This is a genomic window from Robiginitalea marina (assembly GCF_024006985.1).
In the GTDB taxonomy this organism is placed as follows: Bacteria; Bacteroidota; Bacteroidia; order Flavobacteriales; family Flavobacteriaceae; genus Robiginitalea; species Robiginitalea marina.
Map to the genome: position 1 here is coordinate 38,673 of NZ_JAMXIB010000004.1, position 19,689 is coordinate 58,361.

Annotated in this window: 17 protein-coding genes; 8 read left to right on the forward strand and 9 right to left on the reverse strand. The window is 56.9% G+C overall.

Annotated elements, in window-relative coordinates; all coding sequences use genetic code 11:
* The first annotated feature begins 28 nt into the window (after window positions 1-28).
* Window positions 29-1,699 carry a glycerol-3-phosphate dehydrogenase/oxidase gene (locus NG653_RS06230; protein WP_252740822.1) on the forward strand — a complete coding sequence of 557 codons (1,671 nt, stop codon included), beginning with the start codon at window positions 29-31 and terminating at the stop codon, window positions 1,697-1,699.
* A gap of 27 nt (window positions 1,700-1,726) precedes the next feature.
* On the opposite strand, the gene NG653_RS06235 is transcribed toward NG653_RS06230, so the two are convergent.
* Entirely contained in the window at window positions 1,727-2,728 is a 1,002-nt protein-coding gene (locus NG653_RS06235; protein WP_252740823.1) for an NAD(P)H-dependent glycerol-3-phosphate dehydrogenase, read from the reverse strand.
* Window positions 2,729-2,884: 156 nt separating this feature from the next.
* Between NG653_RS06235 and NG653_RS06240 the strand changes: the two genes are divergently transcribed.
* Complete coding sequence (locus NG653_RS06240) at window positions 2,885-3,856, forward strand: phytanoyl-CoA dioxygenase family protein (RefSeq protein WP_252740824.1); 972 nt, start codon at window positions 2,885-2,887, stop codon at window positions 3,854-3,856.
* A 3-nt stretch (window positions 3,857-3,859) separates the two neighbouring features.
* Here NG653_RS06240 and NG653_RS06245 read toward each other — a convergent pair whose 3' ends face one another.
* The 8 genes from NG653_RS06245 to NG653_RS06280 form a co-directional block, all read right to left on the reverse strand.
* On the reverse strand, window positions 3,860-5,983 hold the full coding sequence (locus NG653_RS06245; protein ID WP_252740825.1) for a glycoside hydrolase family 97 protein: 2,124 nt from the start codon (window positions 5,981-5,983) through the stop codon (window positions 3,860-3,862).
* A 136-nt stretch (window positions 5,984-6,119) separates the two neighbouring features.
* Window positions 6,120-6,701, reverse strand: a complete 582-nt coding sequence (locus NG653_RS06250) for a 2'-5' RNA ligase family protein (RefSeq protein WP_252740826.1) — start codon at window positions 6,699-6,701, stop codon at window positions 6,120-6,122.
* A 76-nt stretch (window positions 6,702-6,777) separates the two neighbouring features.
* A complete protein-coding gene (locus NG653_RS06255) occupies window positions 6,778-7,260 on the reverse strand; it encodes a c-type cytochrome (protein WP_252740827.1) in 483 nt (160 codons plus the stop codon).
* A 44-nt stretch (window positions 7,261-7,304) separates the two neighbouring features.
* Window positions 7,305-8,267: a YheT family hydrolase gene (locus NG653_RS06260; RefSeq protein ID WP_252740828.1), complete on the reverse strand. Its 963-nt coding sequence runs from the start codon at window positions 8,265-8,267 to the stop codon at window positions 7,305-7,307.
* 38 nt (window positions 8,268-8,305) lie between these two features.
* Window positions 8,306-9,277 carry an NAD(P)H-dependent flavin oxidoreductase gene (locus tag NG653_RS06265; RefSeq protein ID WP_252740829.1) on the reverse strand — a complete coding sequence of 324 codons (972 nt, stop codon included), beginning with the start codon at window positions 9,275-9,277 and terminating at the stop codon, window positions 8,306-8,308.
* Window positions 9,278-9,362: 85 nt separating this feature from the next.
* Window positions 9,363-10,274 (reverse strand): DMT family transporter, encoded by a 912-nt coding sequence (locus NG653_RS06270; protein WP_252740830.1) that lies wholly within the window; start codon window positions 10,272-10,274, stop codon window positions 9,363-9,365.
* The gene (locus NG653_RS06275) at window positions 10,271-10,624 is read right to left on the reverse strand and encodes an arsenate reductase family protein (protein ID WP_252740831.1); all 354 of its coding nucleotides are present in this window, start codon (window positions 10,622-10,624) and stop codon (window positions 10,271-10,273) included. Before NG653_RS06275 ends, NG653_RS06270 begins: the two co-directional genes overlap by 4 nt.
* Window positions 10,625-10,780: 156 nt before the next feature.
* Window positions 10,781-11,515 (reverse strand): DUF3298 and DUF4163 domain-containing protein, encoded by a 735-nt coding sequence (locus tag NG653_RS06280; RefSeq protein WP_252740832.1) that lies wholly within the window; start codon window positions 11,513-11,515, stop codon window positions 10,781-10,783.
* 117 nt (window positions 11,516-11,632) lie between these two features.
* Here NG653_RS06280 and NG653_RS06285 point away from each other — a divergent pair, with 117 nt between their 5' ends.
* The 6 genes from NG653_RS06285 (at window position 11,633) to NG653_RS06310 (ending at window position 19,641) form a co-directional block, all read left to right on the forward strand.
* On the forward strand, window positions 11,633-12,793 hold the full coding sequence (locus NG653_RS06285; RefSeq protein ID WP_252740833.1) for a cystathionine gamma-synthase: 1,161 nt from the start codon (window positions 11,633-11,635) through the stop codon (window positions 12,791-12,793).
* Window positions 12,794-12,925: 132 nt separating this feature from the next.
* Window positions 12,926-14,278: an NADP-specific glutamate dehydrogenase gene (gene gdhA, locus NG653_RS06290; RefSeq protein WP_256470432.1), complete on the forward strand. Its 1,353-nt coding sequence runs from the start codon at window positions 12,926-12,928 to the stop codon at window positions 14,276-14,278.
* A gap of 99 nt (window positions 14,279-14,377) precedes the next feature.
* Window positions 14,378-15,097, forward strand: coding sequence for a DNA repair protein RecO (gene recO, locus NG653_RS06295; protein ID WP_252740834.1), 720 nt, complete (start codon window positions 14,378-14,380; stop codon window positions 15,095-15,097).
* Window positions 15,098-15,196: 99 nt separating this feature from the next.
* Window positions 15,197-18,598 carry an isoleucine--tRNA ligase gene (gene ileS, locus NG653_RS06300; RefSeq protein WP_252740835.1) on the forward strand — a complete coding sequence of 1,134 codons (3,402 nt, stop codon included), beginning with the start codon at window positions 15,197-15,199 and terminating at the stop codon, window positions 18,596-18,598.
* 4 nt (window positions 18,599-18,602) lie between these two features.
* On the forward strand, window positions 18,603-18,986 hold the full coding sequence (locus NG653_RS06305; protein ID WP_252740836.1) for a TraR/DksA family transcriptional regulator: 384 nt from the start codon (window positions 18,603-18,605) through the stop codon (window positions 18,984-18,986).
* A gap of 52 nt (window positions 18,987-19,038) precedes the next feature.
* The gene (locus NG653_RS06310) at window positions 19,039-19,641 is read left to right on the forward strand and encodes a hypothetical protein (protein ID WP_252740837.1); all 603 of its coding nucleotides are present in this window, start codon (window positions 19,039-19,041) and stop codon (window positions 19,639-19,641) included.
* The last annotated feature ends 48 nt before the right edge of the window (window positions 19,642-19,689 follow it).

Here is a 19,689-nt window from a genome sequence, read left to right on the forward strand (position 1 = left end):
CCTATTTTTGTAACCCAATGATCCCATTATGAAAACCCCACTTCCTTTTTCTGCGCGCAACAGGGCCGAACACCTCAAAGAACTTCAATCTGCGGAATTTGACCTTGTGGTGATCGGAGGGGGCATAACCGGGGCGGGGATTGCCCTCGATGCCGCTTCCCGCGGGCTGAAGGTGGCCCTGCTCGAGAAGGGGGATTTCGCTTCGGGGACCAGCAGCAAGTCCACCAAACTCATCCACGGCGGGCTCCGCTACCTGAAACAATTCGATTTCTGGCTGGTGAAGGAAGTGGGTTCCGAAAGGGCCATCGTCCACAAGCTGGCCCCCCACCTGGTATTGCCCGAAAAAATGTTGCTGCCCCTGATAGAAGGGGGGTCATACGGGAAATGGCTTACATCCATCGGCCTGAAGGTGTACGATATCCTCGCCCAGGTCAGCGGGGACGACAAGAGGAAGATGCTCGAAAAAAAGGAGGCCCTGAAACTGGAACCGCTCCTGCCTAAAAAGGGCTTAAAGGGTGCCGGCTACTATGCCGAATACCGCACCGACGATGCCCGCCTTACCCTTGAAAGTATCAAGGCGAGCCTTCAGTACGGGGCCCTGGCGCTAAATTATGCCGAAGTGACAGGCTTCCGGTATGACGGGCAGGGCAAGGTGGCCGGGGTAATCGTTTCGGACCTGTGCGGAGGGGAATCCCTGGAGGTGGCCTCCCGATATATAGTGAGCGCCGCGGGGCCATGGGTGGATGAACTCAGGGGGTTGAACCAAAGCAAACGGGGAAAGCGGCTGCACCTGACCAAGGGGGTACACCTGGTATTCCCGCATGAGAAGCTCCCGGTCCGGCAGTCGGTATATTTCGATGTGCCCGACGGGCGCATGATCTTTGCCATTCCCAGGGGAAAGGTCACCTACGTGGGCACTACCGATACGAATTACGAGGCCGATAAGGACGATGTCAGGACCGACCTGGCCGATGCGATTTACCTGATCTCTGCCGTCAACAACATGTTCCCTTCCATAGAATTGGAACTGTCAGACATCGAATCGTCCTGGGCCGGGTTGAGGCCACTGATCCACGAAGAGGGCAAATCTGCTTCCGAGCTGTCGCGCAAGGACGAGATTTTCACTTCCGACTCAGGGTTGGTCAGCATTGCCGGGGGAAAGCTTACCGGATACCGCAAGATGGCCGAGCGGGTGGTGAACCGCGTTGCCGCAACCATGGAAGAGGAACACGGCCGCAAGCTGAAAGGGTGCCAGACCGACAAGATTCCCCTGTGCGGCAGCGATTTCAAAAAATTCAAACAGGTGGAAAAGTACCTCGAAGAGGTGACGGAGCGCCTGGTTTCGGAGGGCTTTACCCCGTACGACGCCTGGTACCTGGTGACCACCTACGGCAGGCAGACCGGGCAGATCCTTGAAGGCTTTGCCAACTTCACCGATAAAGACGCGCAATGGAGGCTGATGCGGGCAGAATTGCATTTCGGGATTGCACATGAGATGGTCCAGAACCCCATAGACTTTTTCATCCGTCGGACGGGGCGCCTGTATTTTGACATTGGATCTGTCCGCAAATACCTCGACCGGGTAGTGGAGGAATGTGGTGAACTTCTGGGGGAAGGCATCGAAAAACGGGAGGCCTGGAAGGAAGCCATGCAGGCCGAAATTCAGCGGCACAGTGCCTTTGACCTGGAAACGGCCTGAACCTCCGGGACGCCCGGGCTACAATGATCAACTGATCTGGTCGGCCAGCTCAAGGAAGACTTTTTTGGGGTTGGCCCCTTTATAAAGCACCTTGTAAACTGCGTCGATGATAGGTGTTTTTACCGTTTTTTTGAACCCTTCCTTTATGATAAAGGCGCTTTTGACCGCATAATACCCCTCGGCCACCATATTCATCTCCATCATAGCGCTTTTAACGGTATACCCCTTCCCGATCATGTTCCCGAACATGCGGTTGCGGCTGAAGACGGAGTAGCCGGTCACCAACAGGTCACCCAGGTAGGCAGAGTGGTTGATGTTCCGGTCGATGTTGTAGAGGCATTTGGTATACCGCTTCATTTCCCTGATCGCATTGCTCATCAGTACCGCCTGGAAGTTGTCGCCATACCCCAGCCCATGGGCAATACCCGCAGCAATGGCATAGATGTTTTTAAGCATGGCCGCGTACTCGGTCCCTATGATGTCACGGCTCACCCGGGTCTTGATGTAGGAACTCTCCAGGGCGGAAGCCACCTGCCTGGCCCGGGCCTTGTCTTCGCAGGCGATGGTCAGGTAGGAAAGCCGTTCCAGGGCTACTTCCTCAGCATGGCAGGGCCCGGCGATCACCCCGATGTTTTTGTAGGGGATATTGTACTTGTCGTGGAAATGCTCCCCGACAATCTTCCCGCTTTCCGGCACGATCCCCTTAATGGCGGAGACGATCACCTTACCTTCGAGGGAAGCGCTGATCTTGGATAATTCCCCGTCCAGAAAGGCCGAAGGAATGGCGAAAATGAGCACCTCCGCCCCTGAAACCGCCTCATCGATCTGGTCGGTAAGCCTGAGCTGCGCGGTGTTGAAGCTCACGGAACTGAGGTAATTCGGGTTGTGGCCGTGTTCGCTGATATACCGGAGCGCCTCGGTGTTCCGCATATACCAGGTTACTTCCCCAAGGTTCTCGCACAGCATTTTTACCAGGGCAGTGGCCCAGCTTCCCCCTCCGAGCACGGCAAATTTCGGCAGTTTCTTCACGTGGTGATTTTTCCCAAAAGTACTCAAATTTGCTGTTTCCAATGGAGGGGAAAAGCCGGCCCCGTCTTCTGGCCCGGGGGCAGGAGCCTTTCGGAAGGGGCGTAGGGCGAACCCCGGAATTTAGTATCTTAACGGGAAGCTTTAATCCGCACCCCGATGAAAAAGAACCCGAAAGTCGAAATGGGCAACCAGGCCCACAGGGAAATCCCCGGAAACCCTTCCACAGCCACCAGTAGCCGGCGAAAGCTCAACGACCGTTCCGAAAGGAAAAGCCTGCGGTTACTTGGGGAAACCGACTGGGACCACTGGACCAGGGAGGGGTATGTGGTGGTGCGCCGGGCAATTTCCACGGAACAGGCCGAAAGGACCGCTGCCCTGCTCTGGGAATTTGAAGAGAAGGACCCCCAGGACCCGGGAACCTGGTACACCCCGCCCCGTTCGCAAATGCAGATGAAGGAACTTGTGGGCACCGGCATGGTGGAGGTCTACAACCACCAGCTGCTTTGGGAAAACCGTCAGGAACCCCGCATCTATGACGCTTTTGTGGACATCTGGGGCACCGAAGCCCTTTGGGTGACGATCGACCGGGCCAACCTGAATTTCCCCTCCCGCCCCGGTTTTGAACAAAAGGGGTTTATCCATTGGGACTACGACCCGGAAACCCGCCCCCAAAACGTGCAGGGCGTCCTGGCCCTTTCGGACCAGACGGACGAGCAGATGGGAGGGTTCCAGTGCATCCCCTGGCTCTATCGGCATTACGACGACTGGAAGAAAACCCAACCTGAAGGCCGGGACCCTTTCCAGCCCGATATCACCGGCCTGGAAGACAAGTTGGTCAAGGTAAAGCTGGAGGCCGGCGACCTGCTTATTTTCAACAGCCTGCTGCCGCATGGCATCCGGCCCAACCGCTCCGAAAACAAGGTGCGCATTGCGCAGTACATTTCCATGATGCCCGCCGAGCCCGAAAACGAAGCCCTGCGGCAATGGCGCATCCATTCCTGGAAGCACCGGGTCGCCCCCGAGGGATACGCCTTTCCGGGGGACCCCCGCAACTGGGAACAAACCCGGTACGGCCGGGCCCGCCTCTCGGCCCTTGGCAAAAAATTGCTGGGCCTGGACCCCTGGTAGGGCCTATTGTTTTATAAGGCTGATCGCCAGCCCCCCCCCGGCGGCCAGCCGGAAGGTTCGGCGCGACCCATGGTCGATCGCCGCTTCTTCGATCTCAATGGCTGTCGGGTTATCGCGGTAGTGGGCCTCAGCATGGTCCCTGTAGAAGGTGGCTTTATAGGAACTGCCTTCCGGCAAAAAGCTGAAGTCAATTTCCACTTCCCTCGGGGTTTCATCCGTAATGGCGCCAACAAACCAGTTGCCTGTTTCCCGCTCCTCCCGGGCAATGGAAACAAAATCGCCCACTTCGCCGTCCAGGACCCGGGTTTGTTCCCAATCTACCCCCACCTCCCGGATAAACTGAAAAGCGGGGTTCCCCTCGTAATTTTCAGGGAGGTCGCACGCCATCTGGATCGGGCTGTAGATGACCACGTAAAGCGCCAGTTGTTGCGCCAGGGTCGTGTTGACCTGGCTTTCAGGCTTTTGTTTAAGGCCGATGTCAAACACCCCCGGGGTGAAGTCGATGGGGCCTGCCAGCATGCGGGTAAAGGCCACGATGGGGAGGTGTTCCGGAGGGTTTCCGCCTTCCACGGACCAGGCATTGAACTCCTGCCCGCGCAACCCCTCCCGCGAAATCGCATTCGGGTAGGTCCGCCTCAGCCCGGTAGCCTTAATCGGTTCATGGGCATTGATGGCCACCTGGTAATCCGCTGCGGTTTCCAGTACCTTGCGGTAATGGTTAACCATCCACTGGCCGTGGTGGTATTCCCCCTTTGGGATGATTTTCCCCACATACCCGGTCTTTACGGAATGGATCCCCAGGCCCTGCATAAGGGCGTACGCCGTATCCAGTTGTTGTTCGTAGGTCCTGGGGGCTGCCGAGGTTTCGTGGTGCATGATGAGCTCCACCCCCTTTTCGCGGCCATAGGCCGCAAGGGCTTCAAGGTCGTAGTCGGGATAGGGAGTAACAAAGTCAAAAACCCCTTCCCGGTCCTCAAAGCCGATCCAGCGCTCCCATCCGGTGTTCCAGCCTTCCACCAGCACCCCTTTGATATTGTTGGCAGCTGCAAAATCGATATAGCGTTTAGTGTTTTCCGTGGTGGCCCCGTGCTTTCCGTGAGCCATTCCGGTGTCTACCCAGCGCCCCTGTTCATCCAGGGTCATGCCGTAGTCCCAGGTAGCGATCCCCAGGTGCATTTCCCACCAGATCCCGACGTACTTCATCGGTTTGAACCAGGAAACGTCCCCCAGCTTGTTCGGTTCGTTCAGGTTCTCGATCAACCGGGATTCGATCAGCCCGCCCGCCCGGTCCGAAATCTGCAGGGTCCGCCATGGGGTTTGGAAGGGCAGGGCCCGTTTGACCTTGTGGTTGAAGCGGTCCGACCCCACCAGCCCGCTGCTGAGTTTCAGGGTGGCCGTATCCACTTTAAGGGTCATCCCGGCGTAGTCGGTCAGGTCGGCCTCGTGGAAACTCAGGTGCACCCCGTCTTCAGTGCGGAGGGTAAAGGGGGTGTTCACGGCATTTTCCGGGATATAGGTCGATGCCAGGTTCGGGTGGTCCCGTTTGGAAATCGCATCGATCTCAGAGACGCGCGTGGTATTGTAAAGGTGTTCGTAAATGTCCCAGTCCCCGGGGATCCACCAGCTCATATGGTCTCCCGTCAGCTGGAATTCGGTGTGTTCCTCCGAGATGACCAGGGTATCGGCCCCGGCCTGTTCCGGAAATTCATAGCGGAACGCCACCCCGTCCTCATAGGCCCGGAAATGGAGAATGAGCGACCTCCCCGGTGCCTGCTCTTCCTCGAGCACGACCCTGGCAGCATTGTAATGGTTCCTGACTGTGCGCTGTTCCCCCCAGGGCATTTCCCAGGTCTCATCCTGAGCAAACGAGGTGCTTTCCTTCCACTGCATCCCCGACAGGAGTGCCGGTTGGTCCCTGAACTCGAAACCAAGCCCGGAACTGTCGATTACCATCTTCCCGTTTCGGGATACCTGGTACCCGGGCCTGCCTGTGGCATCGAGGTAAATGTTGATTTCATGTGTTCCCTCCGGGGATTTCAGGGTCATGGATTCCTTTGGGGGGCTCTGGCATCCCATGATGCCAAGGGAGACGGCGGCGAGCCATCCCATTGCTGAATTTCGGGTCATAGGGTAAGTACTTGTTAGCCTCCCCGGACACCGACCTGTAGCGTTCAGATGGAGAAAACACGCTCCAGGGGAGCCTGCTGTATCCGGGAATCTGGTGAAGCCTAAAGATAAGAAAAATACCGGGTGGAATCGCGGTTTATATACTGTTTCCCGGTGCTTCGGCCCCGCGAAAAGGAAATTCCCGGAAGGGCTCCCAGGACTTTCCGCTGTGTTGTAGCAAAAACAGGCTGCGAACCCGGAAGGAGGCTTCAAACCCCCTTGCCTGGAATTCGGGCCAGGCCTTCAGGAAGGCGGTTTCGCTGAGGTCGCGGGTGGCAATGGTGACATGCGGGTGGATTTCCCGGGTGGTGGTTTCTTCGGCCAGCCCGGCCTCTTCGAGCAGTATCGTCCTGAGTCGCGCATGCAGGCCGATAATAGGCTCATGGTCCAGGACCCTGATGAAAATTACCCTTGGGGGGAAGGCGTCGAAGCCCGACAGCTGTATTTCGAAGCCCGGTTCCCGCCTGGCAAAAACCTCCAGGTGCCGGACCAGGCCGGCGCGCTCAGAACTGCTGGCGCGAAAAGGCATCTGCAGGGTCAGGTGGGCCGGTGATTTCAGGGCATGGGCCGCCCCGAACCGCAACCGCATTTCCTCTTTGAGGGCCCTGATCCGCTCCCGAAGGGGGGCCTCGGGCAGCAGCGCAATCAGCAGCAGGGCATCATGGGTTGGGTTTTTCATGGCCATTACAACAGGGCAAAAAAAAGCTGCGAACCGAATGGGGTGTCGCAGCCTTGGATAGGATCAGGGAAGCGCGTTACAGGGTCCTCAGGTATTCGGCTACAGCCCGGGCCTCTTCCTCGCTTAAATTCTGGTTGGTCATCAGGGCATTGTTATACTCCTTCAGCAAGGCCTTTGCAATGGGATCTTCCCTAAGCATGCCATCGGGGTTCAGGATCATGTTCATCACCCATTCGGGGCTGCGCCTTTCGAACACCCCGGTAAGGTCAGGTCCGATAAACCGCTGCCCGGCCATATGGCAGGCCGTACAAAGCATTTTGTATTTTGCCTCGCCTTGTTTTGCCAGTTCCGGATCGATCTGGTCGGGAAAGGACACCGATTTTACGGGTCCGACACCTTTATTGCTAAGGTCCACGGGAACGCCCTGGGAAGCGGTTTCCGCCGCAGGCGACTCTTTTTTGGTACGGCTCATTTCGAAGCCTTCTTTTTTCTCTTCCTTTTTCTCCCCGCAGCTCAGGGCAAGCGCAGCGCAGAGGAACATTGGGATGATCTTTTTCATGAGGATACAATCTGGATTAGGGCCCTAAGATAAGAAAACGCGTGCTATTGGTGCGCCTCAAAAAATTTGAGGCTCCGGGTTTCATAATAATAGGGTTTTCCGGCAGACACAAATCCAACATGCCCGCCGTGGTCGGGCATTTCCAGGTAAAGGAAAGGGTGCTCGCGGCTTTCTTCCACCGGGAAACACTGCGGCCCCAGGAAGGAATCGTTTCTGGCATTGATCAGCAGGGTGGGGATCGCGATCCCTTTCAGGAATTGCCGGCTGCTGCACCGGGTGTAGTAGTCCAGGGCGTCGCGGAACCCGTGGGCCCGGCTGGTATACAAGTCGTCGAAGTCCTTCAGGCTTTTTACCTGAGACAACAGGGTATCGGTGATTTCCCGGGGGAACCGTTGCTGCTTGTCCCTGAGCTTTTCCCTGAGGTTGGTAAGGAATCGCCGGGCATATATCCGGTTTTTCGGGCCGCTCAGTTGCAGCAGGGAATCGTGTAAATCGCAGGGGACTGAAATGGCTGCTGCCCCCCTGATTCCCGGATAGGAAAGCGGTTTTTCCCCAAGGTATTTCAGGATCAGGTTGCCCCCTAGGCTGAACCCCATCAGGTAGGTTTTAGGGTAATCGCGGGTGGCCATCAGGTGTTGTAATACCGCCTCGAGGTCCTCTGTGGCCCCGGAATGGTAAGACCTGAATTTCAGGTTGGGCTCCCCGCTGCAGCCCCTCAGGTTCACGGCACAGACGTCAAAGCCCCCCTGGCTGAAGTGCCTGGCGCTACCCAGCATATAGGGCCTTTGTGCGTTGCCTTCCAGTCCGTGCAGGAGCACGACCAGCCGCGAGGCCGCTTTCGGGGAATAGGTCCAGTCCAGGTCGAGGAAATCGCCATCGGGCAGGCTAATGCGCTCCCGCTCCTGTTCAGGCAGGGCAACCTTTCTCAGGAGGGCGGCATAAATCGTGGCCACATGCCCGTTTCTGAAGAGTAAGGGGGGGGTGTATTCCGAAGGGACCAGGGGCATGGATCGGCAGGCTTTTCAGGATTGATTTCGGCCGGGGATCAGGTATAGCGTTCCAGGAGTGCAGCCTGTTCCCTGAGGGCCGCCAGGAACTCTTCCCTAAGCCGGTTGACCAGGGTTTCCACCGGCAGCACATCGGCGATTGAGGCAACCCCCTGCCCGGCGGACCAAATGGTTTTCCAGGCCTTGGCTTCGGTGTCGAGTTCCTTCCCGAAATCGATTTTGGTATCCCGTTTCAGGTCTTCCGGGGTCAGCCCGGCCGCCCGCAGGCTTGGCGCGAGGAAATTGGCATGTACCCCGGAAATGGCCGCGGTGTAGACGATGTCATTCGCCCCGGCTTCTATAATCATGTTGCGGTATTCCTCCGGGGCGGCACTTTCCGAGGTATTGATAAACCGGGTTCCCATATAGGCGAGGTCGGCCCCCATCTGCAGCGCTGCCGCCACATCACGGCCCGTGCTGATGCAACCCGACAACAGCAGGGTCTTGTCGAAAATGCTCCTAACCTCCGAAATGAGGGTCATGGGGTTGAGGGTACCCGCGTGCCCGCCGGCCCCGGCAGCGACCAGGATGAGCCCGTCAACGCCCGCTTCCGCGGCTTTTTCCGCATGCCGTTTCTTGATGATGTCGTGAAACACCAGCCCCCCGTAACTATGGACGGCGTCCACCACCTGGCTTACTGCCCCCAGGGAAGTAATAACCAGGGGGACCCTGTGTTTGACACAGAGCCGCAGGTCGGCTTCAAGCCTCGGGTTCGTGGGATGCACGATAAGGTTGACTCCGAACGGGGCGGCTTTTTTACCCGTCTCTTTTTCAAAGGTATCCAGGGCATGCCGGATTTCTATGAGCCAGGCCTCAAAGCCTTCGCTGCTGCGCTGGTTGAGGGCCGGGAAGGTGCCCACAATTCCGTTCTTGCAGCAGGCAATAACCAGTTCCGGATTGGAAATCAGGAACATTGGGGCTGCTACGATGGGAAGGGACAGGTCTTTGATAAAGGGTGCTTTGTCTGGCATAGGAGTGATATGAGGGTTAAAAATAGGGATAATTTAAGGGGAAAAAAGCCCCCTGGGCAAATATCAGTCCAATTTTGATATCCTGTCAGCCCCCGGGCCGGGCGGGAAAGCCCCGCCTGGTCTGCCGGCTTACCAGGTATACCCCTGAGAGGACCAGGAGCGTGGCCAGCAATTTCATCGGGGTAAGCAGGTCCTTGCCGGTGAGAAGGGCAAAAAGGATGCCGATTACCGGCTGTCCGTAAATGAAGGCGCTTACCGTGGAAGCTTTCAGCTGGGTTAGGGCAAATACATTGAAAAGGTAGGTGAGGAAGGTGGTGCCGATGACGACGAAGGCCATGGCCCCCAGGCCGGAAGCCGGGATTGCCGACCAGTTGATTTCCCTGAATTCGCCTAACGTCAGGGGCAGGTTCATGAAAAAGGCCAGGGTGAAAAGCCATTTCATGAGGGTAAAGGGATGGTATTTTCCGATCAGTTTCTTGACCAGGATCAGGTAAAGCCCATAACTCGTGGCGTTCAGTATAAACAGGGAATTCCCCAGGGGGATGTTCGGGGCATTTGTGCTGGTATCCTCGCTCATGAAGATCAGGGCCAGCGCCCCTGCCAGACCCATTGCGATTCCGAGTACCTTTAGCCAGGTCATGCGCTCTCGGATCAGGAAAACCGAAAGCAGGGCTACGATGATCGGGGTAATGGTCATCAACACGGCGCTGTTGATGGGGGTGGAAAGCTCCAGGCCCTTGAAAAAAGCCAGCATGTTGATAACCATGCCAAAAAGGGAACAAAGCAACAGGCGGCCCCAGTCGCGGTGTTCGATGTGTTCCCTGGGCCCGAAGGCGGCCAGGGCCCAGAACAGCACGGAAGCCCCGCTAACCCTGAGGAAGATGAATCCGAAAGCCTGCACGTAATGGGGCATAACCCCCTTGGCTATGGTATGGTTCAGGCCGTAGATGGCAGTGGCCCCGATCGCAGCCAAAATGGCCAGTGTCCGTTTGGTCAAGAGTGCAGGGCTTCTTTGGCTGCTGCCACAGTTTTGGCCGCATTTCCCACAAACAGTTGTTCCCCGGCGACCACAACCGGTCGTTTCAGGAAGGTATAGTGTTCCAGCAGCAAGTCGCGGTAATCGGTTTCCCCCAGGGTTTGGGCCCCAAGGTTGCGCTCCCGGTACAGGCGTGCCCTTTTGTTGAAAAGGGCTTCATAGCTGCCGGCCATCGCCTTTAGGGCTTCCAGTTCCCCACGGGTCAACGGGGCGGTTTTGATCTCCCGGAATTCCGTGTCTGCCGGGGGGTTCAGGGCTTCGATGATTCGCCTGCAGGTGTCGCAGGTGCTGAGGTGGTATATCTTTTTCATGATGCCAGGGCTGGTCCTTAGGGCTCGGGAATCAGGAGCCCGGGTTCAAAATTACGGCTATTTTTGGGATAGGCAGCCGGCCGGCCCCGGATTCGGCCCCCACCCTGCGCCCTGGATAACCACGGCTTCAAAGGGAAGGTCAAAAAGGGGTACCCCTTAGTATTCCCCTTTAAGGAAGGGCCGGACCTCCTCCAGGGGGAGGGCCAGGACCAGGTCCCCGTCCGCATAGGAAGCCGCTTCATAGGGGTTGTAGTGGAGCACGAGGCCTTCAGGGGCAAACCCAATATTTTCGGGGAGCTCGAAGCGCCCGCCGGGAAACATAAATCCAGTGCTGTTGATCGGTTCGTTTTCGGGGATGTGGTATTGCTGCCGAAAGGCTTTTTCGGCAAAATTGCGAAAGGCGAGGGTGTCTGCAAAGAGTTGCGCAGCCTGGAGCTGCTCCCCGGTTTTCCTGTCGAAATTCAGCAGGCGGGTACCCTCGTACCCGTGGGCACCCCCGGTAAAAATGTACGACCGGATCTGCAGGGAAAGCACCTGGGGGCTTTCATAGCTTTTGAAGGCTTCCACCCGTGCCTCCCATCCCGAAAGTTCCTCGGGGAAATCTTCCTGCAGTTTCCTGTACCCCCCCTGGAAGGCGGAAATGGCCTCCCCGATATCGGTGGCGTCCCGCGCCTCATCATAGTCGAGCAAATCGATGATCTCCTCCCTGAGGGAAGTGTTTATCGCCGTGGCCAGGGCGCTCCTGCCACTGGCCTGGGGGATGGAGATATATACCACGGGGCAATCGGGACAGACTTCCCCACTGAATTCCCTGGTTTCCATGCGGAACGCGGTTTCCTCCACACAAGCGCCCAGGACGAGCAAAAGGATAACGTAAAGGCTTCTCTTCATGGAAGGTTAGTTCTTGGTCCAAAGGTACTATAAAGGAGGTGATATGGGGTTCATTTTCCCGCGAAAGGTTGGAATGTGCCCCTATTCCGAATACCTTTGCCCAAACCGTTCCGAGGTATGAAAAAGCCCCTTCATTTCAACAGCAGGACCATCCACGGAGGCCAGCACCCCGACAAGGCCTATGGGGCCGTCATGCCGCCGATTTACCAAACTTCCACCTTTGCCCAGGAATCCCCGGGGGTCCACCGTGGATTCGAGTATTCCCGAAGCGGAAACCCCACCCGGCAGGCCCTGGAAAATTCGCTCGCCAGCATTGAGAACGGGGAGTACGGCCTTGCCTTTTCCAGTGGCCTGGCGGCCATGGATACGGTTTTGAAACTGTTGGGACCGGGAGACGAAGTCGTCTCCACACACGACCTGTATGGGGGGAGCTACCGGCTGTTCCGCAGGGTTTTTGAGCCACTGGGGATTCGTTTCCGGTTTGTGGACATGCAGCACCTTCCGCGGATTGAGGAAGCCATCGGCCCCAAAACCCGGCTGATATGGGTGGAAACGCCCACGAACCCCATGATGAACATCATCGATATCCGGGCGGTGGCTTCCCTGGCCTCCGGGCGCAATATCCTGCTCGCGGTGGACAATACGTTCGCCACCCCCTACCTGCAGCAACCGCTCGACCTGGGGGCCGATATCGTTATGCATTCGGCCACAAAGTACCTGGGGGGCCATAGTGACGTGGTGGCCGGGGCCCTGGTCGTGCGCGATAAGGATCTGGCAGACCGGCTATATTTCCTCCAGAATGCCAGTGGGGCGATCTGCGGCCCCATGGACAGCTACCTGGTGCTTAGGGGAATCAAAACCCTGCACGTGCGCATGCAGCGCCACTGTGAAAACGGGAGGGAGGTAGCTGCTTTCCTCCGGGCGCACCCCCTGGTGGAAAAAGTATACTGGCCCGGGTTCGAAGACCACCCAAACCACCAGGTCGCCAGGGCGCAGATGTCCGATTTCGGGGGGATGATTTCCTTTGTCCCCAAAGGCGCCGACTACCAGGATGCCGTGCGGATCGCGGAGTCCCTCAGGGTCTTCACCCTGGCTGAGTCCCTCGGGGGGGTGGAAAGCCTTGCCGGGCACCCTGCCAGCATGACCCATGCCAGCATCCCCAGGGAAGAACGGGAAAAGAGCGGGGTCACGGACGCCCTCCTCCGCCTGAGCGTTGGGATCGAGGATGCCAGGGACCTGGTGGAGGACCTCAGGCAGGCCCTCTCTTTGCTGGGATAGGAAGCGGGTTGCCGCCCTTCGTGGACACCGGAAATTATTTTGTCGATTTTTCAAAAAAAGGTTCCTGCAATTAAGGGAAACACATAATTTTGCGCCTATATTTTTAAATCGACAACCATACCCTAAAGAACTATGTCCGATATCCAAGCGAAGATCGAGGCTTTTATGGATGAAGTAAGAGCCCGAAATGGTCATGAGCCCGAATTCCTCCAGGCCGTACAGGAGGTAGCGGAAACTACCATCCCGTACATTGCCCAGCACGACATTTACAACGGAAAAAACATCCTCCTGCGCATGGTGGAGCCGGAGCGCCTGATCTCCTTCCGGGTGTCATGGGTAGACGACCGGGGAGAAATCCATGTCAACCGTGGCTACCGGGTTCAGATGAACTCAGCTATCGGCCCTTACAAGGGCGGGCTGAGGTTCCATCCTTCAGTAAACGCCAGTATCCTGAAATTCCTGGCCTTTGAACAGGTGTTCAAAAACAGCCTTACCACCCTGCCCATGGGGGGAGGAAAAGGAGGCTCCGATTTTGACCCCAAGGGGAAATCCGACGATGAGGTCATGCGTTTCTGTCATGCCTTTATGACGGAGCTGTGCCGCCATATCGGCCCAAACACCGACGTGCCTGCGGGTGACATCGGGGTTGGCGCGCGCGAGATCGGGTACCTATTCGGCATGTATAAAAAAATCCGCAATGAATTTACAGGGGTCCTGACCGGGAAAGGGCTTTCCTGGGGGGGGTCCAAAATCCGCCCGGAAGCTACCGGCTACGGCACCGTGTATTTTGCCGAAAACATGCTCGCCAGGCGAAACGAATCCGTGGAGGGTAAAGACGTGGTGATTTCCGGTTCAGGCAACGTGGCCCAGTTTGCCGCGGAAAAGGTTATCCACCTGGGCGGAAAGGTGCTGACCCTTTCCGATTCCGGCGGGTACATCTACGATAAAAACGGGATCGATGCCGAAAAGCTGGCCTGGATCATGGACCTCAAAAACAACCGGCGCGGCCGAATTTCGGAATATGTGGACCAGTTCCCCGGGGCTACCTTCCACAAAGGGGAAACCCCCTGGGGGGTACCCTGCCAGATCGCGCTGCCCTGCGCCACCCAGAACGAACTGGAAGGCGACGATGCCCGGGTCCTGATCAAAAACGGTTGCCTCTGTGTGGCGGAAGGGGCCAATATGCCCTCTACCCCCGAGGCGATCCACGCTTTCCAGGAGGCGAAGATTTTATTCGCCCCCGGAAAAGCTTCCAACGCGGGCGGGGTGGCTACCTCCGGTTTGGAGATGTCTCAGAATTCCCTGCGGATCAGCTGGACCCGGGAAGAGGTCGACCAGCGCCTTCGGGCCATCATGTCCGATATCCATGATTCCTGTATCGAATACGGGATGGAAGAGGACGGTTATTGCAACTATGTAAAAGGGGCAAACATAGCAGGCTTTGTAAAAGTGGCAGATGCCATGCTGGCCCAGGGGGTCATCTAAGGCGGCCCTCAGGACCTGTAACCTTTTAATCCCCCGGGCCGACGGCCCGGGGGATTTCTTTTGCGATTCGGCGTATCTTTGGGGCAAGCCAAACCGCCCGTGCCCATCCATTCGAAAGCCATTGTCCTGAATTCGCTCAAGTATGGCGACAACAGCCTCATCGCAAAGCTGTTTACCGCTGAGGCAGGGGTGCAGTCCTTTATGCTCCGGGGGGTCCTCCAGAGCCGCAGGGGGAAGTTGAAGAAGGCCCATTTCCAGCCTCTCACCCAATTGGAAATCATCGCTACCACAAGCCCTTCCGGCCGCCTCGGGTATGTGCGGGAGGCTGCCATCACTTACCCTTATATTTCCCTGCACTCCGATATCCGCAAAAGCGCCATTGCCATGTTCCTGTCGGAGGTGCTTGCCCAAAGCCTCAGGGAGGAGGAGCCCAACCTTCCACTTTTCAGGTATTTGGAAACGGCACTGCAGTGGCTGGACCAGCACGGGCAGGTGGCCAATTTCCACCTGGCTTTCCTCATTGGCCTGAGCCGCTACTTAGGGTTTTATCCGGCACAGGACGACCCGGAGGCCGGGTTTTTCGACCTGGCGGAAGGCGCCTTTTGCCGGGAACCCACCTTGAACCCCTGTATGGCCGGGGAGGAAGTGGCCCACTTCAAGGCGTTCCTGGGAACGGGCTTCGAGGCTATCCACCAGGTTGGCATGACGCAGAAACAGCGAAGGGCCCTGCTGGGGCACCTTGTGCAGTATTATGAAGTACACCTGAACGGCTTCAGGAAGCCAAAGTCGCTGGCGGTACTGGATGAGGTATTTTCCTGAGGCCCCCTGTTTTCCCTGTTCAGGACCCTCCAGGTTCCGGCTAAATTCACTAATTTTGCGCATTTTAGAAATTTGAGGAACCGTATAGCGCAGCGCCAGATGAAATTCAACGAATACCACGGCCTGGACCTACCGCAGGTGGCTGAGGACATCCTGGAGTTCTGGAAGTCCCAAAAGATCTTCGAGAAGAGCATCAGCTCCCGCGAGGGAGGTACCCCATACGTGTTTTATGAAGGCCCTCCCTCGGCCAACGGCATGCCGGGGATCCACCACGTGATGGCGCGCACCATCAAGGATATCTTCCCGCGTTACAAGACCATGAAGGGGTTCCAGGTAAAGCGCAAGGCCGGGTGGGACACCCACGGCCTCCCGATTGAACTGGGCGTCGAAAAGGAACTGGGCATTACCAAGGAAGACATCGGTTCTGAAATCTCCATCGAAGCATACAACGAAGCCTGCAAAAAGGCAGTAATGCGGTACACGGACGTCTGGAACGAGATGACCGAAAAAATTGGCTACTGGGTCGATATGGAAGACCCCTATGTCACCTACAGGCCCAAATACATGGAAACCGTATGGTGGCTGCTCCGGCAGATCTACGACAAGGGGCTGCTCTACAAAGGGTATACCATACAGCCCTATTCCCCCAAGGCAGGCACCGGGCTGAGTTCCCACGAGCTCAACCAGCCGGGCACCTACCAGGATGTTACGGATACCACGGTTACCGCCCAGTTTGAAGCCCTCCCGGAGTCCCTGCCGGCCGACCTGAGGCAGCTGGGGGGAAAGGTTTACCTCCTTGCATGGACCACCACCCCCTGGACCCTGCCGTCCAATACCGCCCTTACCGTGGGGCCGAAGATCGACTATGTACTGGTGGAAACCTACAACCAGTATACCCACCTCCCCATAAAGGTCATCCTGGCAAAGGCGCTGGTCTCCACTCAGTTTGGTCCAAAGTTCGAAGCCTGCCCCCCAGGGGGGGAATGGCCGGAGTACCAGCCCGGCGACAGGAAAATCCCCTATCGCATCCTGGCAGGGTTTAAAGGGGAACACCTGATCGGGGTCCGTTACCATCAGTTGCTTGATTATGCCCTCCCGTATGAGAATGCCGGGGACGCCTTCAGGGTGATCGGGGGCGATTTTGTGACTACCGAAGACGGTACGGGTATTGTCCATACCGCGCCTACCTTCGGGGCTGATGACATGCAGGTAGCCCTGGCGGCGAAACCGCCCGTGCCCCCCATGCTGGTGCTTGACGAGATGGGCAACCCCGTGCCCCTGGTGGACCTGCAGGGGAAGTTCCGCCCCGAAATGGGGGAACTCGCGGGCAAATATGTCAAGAATGAGTACTACGAGGATGGCCAGGCCCCGGAAAAATCGGTGGATGTGGAACTTGCCATCCGCCTGAAAGAGGAGAACAAGGCCTTCAAGGTCGAGAAATACACCCACAGTTACCCCAATTGCTGGAGGACCGATAAGCCGGTATTGTATTATCCATTGGATTCCTGGTTCATCAAGGTCACCGCCATCCGCGACCGCATGTTTGAGCTCAACCAGCAGATCAACTGGAAACCAAAGGCCACCGGGGAAGGGCGTTTCGGCAACTGGTTGGCTTCGGCCAATGACTGGAACCTCTCCCGCTCGCGCTATTGGGGCATCCCCCTGCCGATCTGGCGGACGGAGGACAAACAGGAAGAAGTGGTCATCGGTTCGGTGGCGGAACTCCGGGAGGAAATCCGGAAATCCATGGAAGCCGGGTTCATGGACCGCGACCCTTTTGACGGGTTTGTCCCCGGGGATATGTCTGAGGAGAACTACGAAAAGATCGACCTCCATAAAAATATCGTGGACCAGGTGGTCCTGGTTTCCCCGTCGGGGAGGCCCATGAAGCGCGAAGCTGACCTGATCGACGTCTGGTTCGACAGCGGCTCCATGCCCTATGCGCAGTGGCATTACCCTTTTGAAAACAGGGAACTGATCGATTCCGGGACCGCCTTCCCGGCTGATTTCATCGCCGAGGGGGTAGACCAGACCCGCGGCTGGTTCTATACCCTGCACGCCATTGCCACCATGGTGTTTGATTCCATCGCCTACCGGAACGTGGTTTCCAATGGGCTGGTCCTGGACAAGGAAGGGAAGAAGATGTCGAAGCGGCTCGGGAATGCGGTGGACCCCTTTGAAACCGTGGCCACCCATGGCCCCGACGCCACCCGCTGGTATATGATCGCCAATGCCAACCCCTGGGACAACCTCAAATTCGACATGGAAGGGGTGGTTGAAGTGAAGCGCAAGTTCTTCGGCACCCTGTACAATACGTATTCGTTTTTTGCCCTGTATGCGAATATCGACGGGTTCTGTTACCGGGAACCGGAGATCCCCGTGGTGGAGCGCCCCGAAATCGACCGCTGGATCCTTTCCGAGCTCCACACCCTGATCCTCGAAACCGACAGGGCTTACGCCGACTACGAACCCACAAGGGCTGCGCGCATGATCTCCGATTTCGTGCAGGAGAACCTGAGCAACTGGTATGTGAGGCTCTGCCGGCGCAGGTTCTGGAAAGGCGAGTACGGACAGGACAAGGTTTCAGCCTACCAGACCCTCTTTACCTGCCTCCTGAGGGTCGCGCAACTGGCGGCACCCATAGCCCCCTTCTTTATGGAGCAACTCTACCGCGACCTCCTCGGGGGCACGATCCTGGAAGGGGAAGAAAGCGTGCACCTGTCCCATTACCCCAAGTCGGACGCTGCCCTGATCGACAAGGGACTCGAGGCCAAAATGGGGAAAGCCCAGACCGTTTCCTCCCTGGTCCTTTCCCTCCGCCAGAAGGAAAAGATCAAGGTGAGGCAGCCCCTGCAGAAGGTCATGATCCCCGTGCTGAACCCCGCTCAGCGAAAAGAGATCGCATCGGTGGCCGACCTGATTAAATCGGAGGTGAATGTAAAGGAAATCGAACTACTCGATGATGCTTCCGGCCTCCTGGTCAAAAGCATCAAACCCAATTTCAAAACCCTGGGCCCCAGGTACGGGAAAGATATGAAAGCCATTGCTGTTGCCGTGGCGGCCATGACCCAGGAAGATATCCAGCAAATCGAGCGGGAAGGGGAATTTCTCCTTGAACTGGAAAATAAAAGTCTTACTTTACAGTTACAAGATGTAGAAATCAGCTCCCAGGACATTGAGGGGTGGCTGGTGGCTTCTTCAGGCAATACCACGGTAGCCCTGGATGTGACCATAAGCGACGGGCTGCGCCGGGAAGGTATTGCACGGGAGCTGGTCAACCGGATTCAGAACCTCCGGAAGGATTCCGGGTTTGAGGTAACCGACCGGATTGACATTACATTTTTGAAAGATGAAACGGTTGAAAAGGCCGTTTTGAGCAATTTGCAGTATATTAAGTCAGAAACCCTGGCGGCCGGCCTGCAGTTTGCGGATGAATTGGAAGAAGGCACGGAAATTGCTTTCGATGAGGTCGCCACGAAATTGTCTATTAAAAAACATTGACACTATGGAACAAGATGTAAAAGTGAGATATTCCGACAAGGAACTGGAAGAATTCAGGGCGATCATCGAAGAGAAAATCGAAAAGGCCAAAAATCACCTTGACCTGCTGAAGAGCTCCTATATGAACGACGGGAACAACGGTACGGACGATACCTCCCCGACCTTCAAGGCGTTCGAGGAAGGGTCGGAGACCATGAGCAAGGAGGCGAACACGCAATTGGCCATCCGTCAGGAAAAATTCATCCGCGACCTGAAAAATGCCCTGCTCCGGATCGAAAATAAAACCTACGGAATATGCCGTGTTACCGGAAAACTCATCAACAAGGAACGCCTAAAGCTGGTCCCGCATGCTACGCTCAGCATTGAGGCGAAAAACATGCAGAAGTAATTGCAAGCGCCCTCCCGGGCGCTTTTTTTACCCTGTACTCCTGGCACTCGCAATGGGTTTCCTGCTGGTCCCCGCCAGGGCTTATCCCCAGAAGGTGCTTACCAAAACCCTGCTGAACCCGGGGATATCCTCCATCAGCATTAATGGCGACCTGTGTTACGAGGTGATCCTGGAGACCGAAGATACCCAGGAAGTAACCGTGGAGGCCCGGATGGAAGGGGAGTATGGAAAGGACCTGCTGGTGTTGTTCCGCGAAGTGGGCAGCACCCTTTTTGTAACCACCCGGTTCGGACCTGAATTCGAGCTCCCCAACGACAAACTTGGGGCCCATAAGGTGATTTCGGTACGCATGAAGGTTACTGTGCCCAGGGGCGAAAGCGTCATGCTAAATGCCCAAACCTGCCAGGTGGTGACGTCGGGACACTACCAGGATCTCAAAATAGCCTTTAATGACGGGAGTTGCCATCTTGGCCACACCGCCCTGAACTCGGAAGTGCGTACCGCTTCGGCCCCCATTTACGCCAATATTTGCCGGGGGGATGTGGACGCCCGGTCGGCCTATGGGGAGGTATTCCTGCAGCCAATTCCTTCAGGGGACCACCACCTGCACCTGCTCAGTAACAGCGGGAATATCACTGTCTCCTGCTCCCTGTAAAGGGGCCGGCATTGCGGAGGGGGCATTTGGTTTTTAATCCCTATTTTT

Coding starts and splice junctions, on each gene's coding strand:
- NG653_RS06310 (WP_252740837.1), top strand. CDS start 19,039: ATGGGTTTCCTGCTGGTCCCCGCCAGGGCTTATCCCCAGAAGGTGCTT.
- NG653_RS06275 (WP_252740831.1), bottom strand. CDS start 10,624: ATGAAAAAGATATACCACCTCAGCACCTGCGACACCTGCAGGCGAATC.
- NG653_RS06285 (WP_252740833.1), top strand. CDS start 11,633: ATGAAAAAGCCCCTTCATTTCAACAGCAGGACCATCCACGGAGGCCAG.
- NG653_RS06230 (WP_252740822.1), top strand. CDS start 29: ATGAAAACCCCACTTCCTTTTTCTGCGCGCAACAGGGCCGAACACCTC.
- NG653_RS06280 (WP_252740832.1), bottom strand. CDS start 11,515: ATGAAGAGAAGCCTTTACGTTATCCTTTTGCTCGTCCTGGGCGCTTGT.
- NG653_RS06245 (WP_252740825.1), bottom strand. CDS start 5,983: ATGACCCGAAATTCAGCAATGGGATGGCTCGCCGCCGTCTCCCTTGGC.
- NG653_RS06240 (WP_252740824.1), top strand. CDS start 2,885: ATGAAAAAGAACCCGAAAGTCGAAATGGGCAACCAGGCCCACAGGGAA.
- NG653_RS06260 (WP_252740828.1), bottom strand. CDS start 8,267: ATGCCCCTGGTCCCTTCGGAATACACCCCCCCCTTACTCTTCAGAAAC.
- gdhA (WP_256470432.1), top strand. CDS start 12,926: ATGTCCGATATCCAAGCGAAGATCGAGGCTTTTATGGATGAAGTAAGA.
- NG653_RS06250 (WP_252740826.1), bottom strand. CDS start 6,701: ATGAAAAACCCAACCCATGATGCCCTGCTGCTGATTGCGCTGCTGCCC.
- NG653_RS06305 (WP_252740836.1), top strand. CDS start 18,603: ATGGAACAAGATGTAAAAGTGAGATATTCCGACAAGGAACTGGAAGAA.
- ileS (WP_252740835.1), top strand. CDS start 15,197: ATGAAATTCAACGAATACCACGGCCTGGACCTACCGCAGGTGGCTGAG.
- NG653_RS06255 (WP_252740827.1), bottom strand. CDS start 7,260: ATGAAAAAGATCATCCCAATGTTCCTCTGCGCTGCGCTTGCCCTGAGC.
- NG653_RS06265 (WP_252740829.1), bottom strand. CDS start 9,277: ATGCCAGACAAAGCACCCTTTATCAAAGACCTGTCCCTTCCCATCGTA.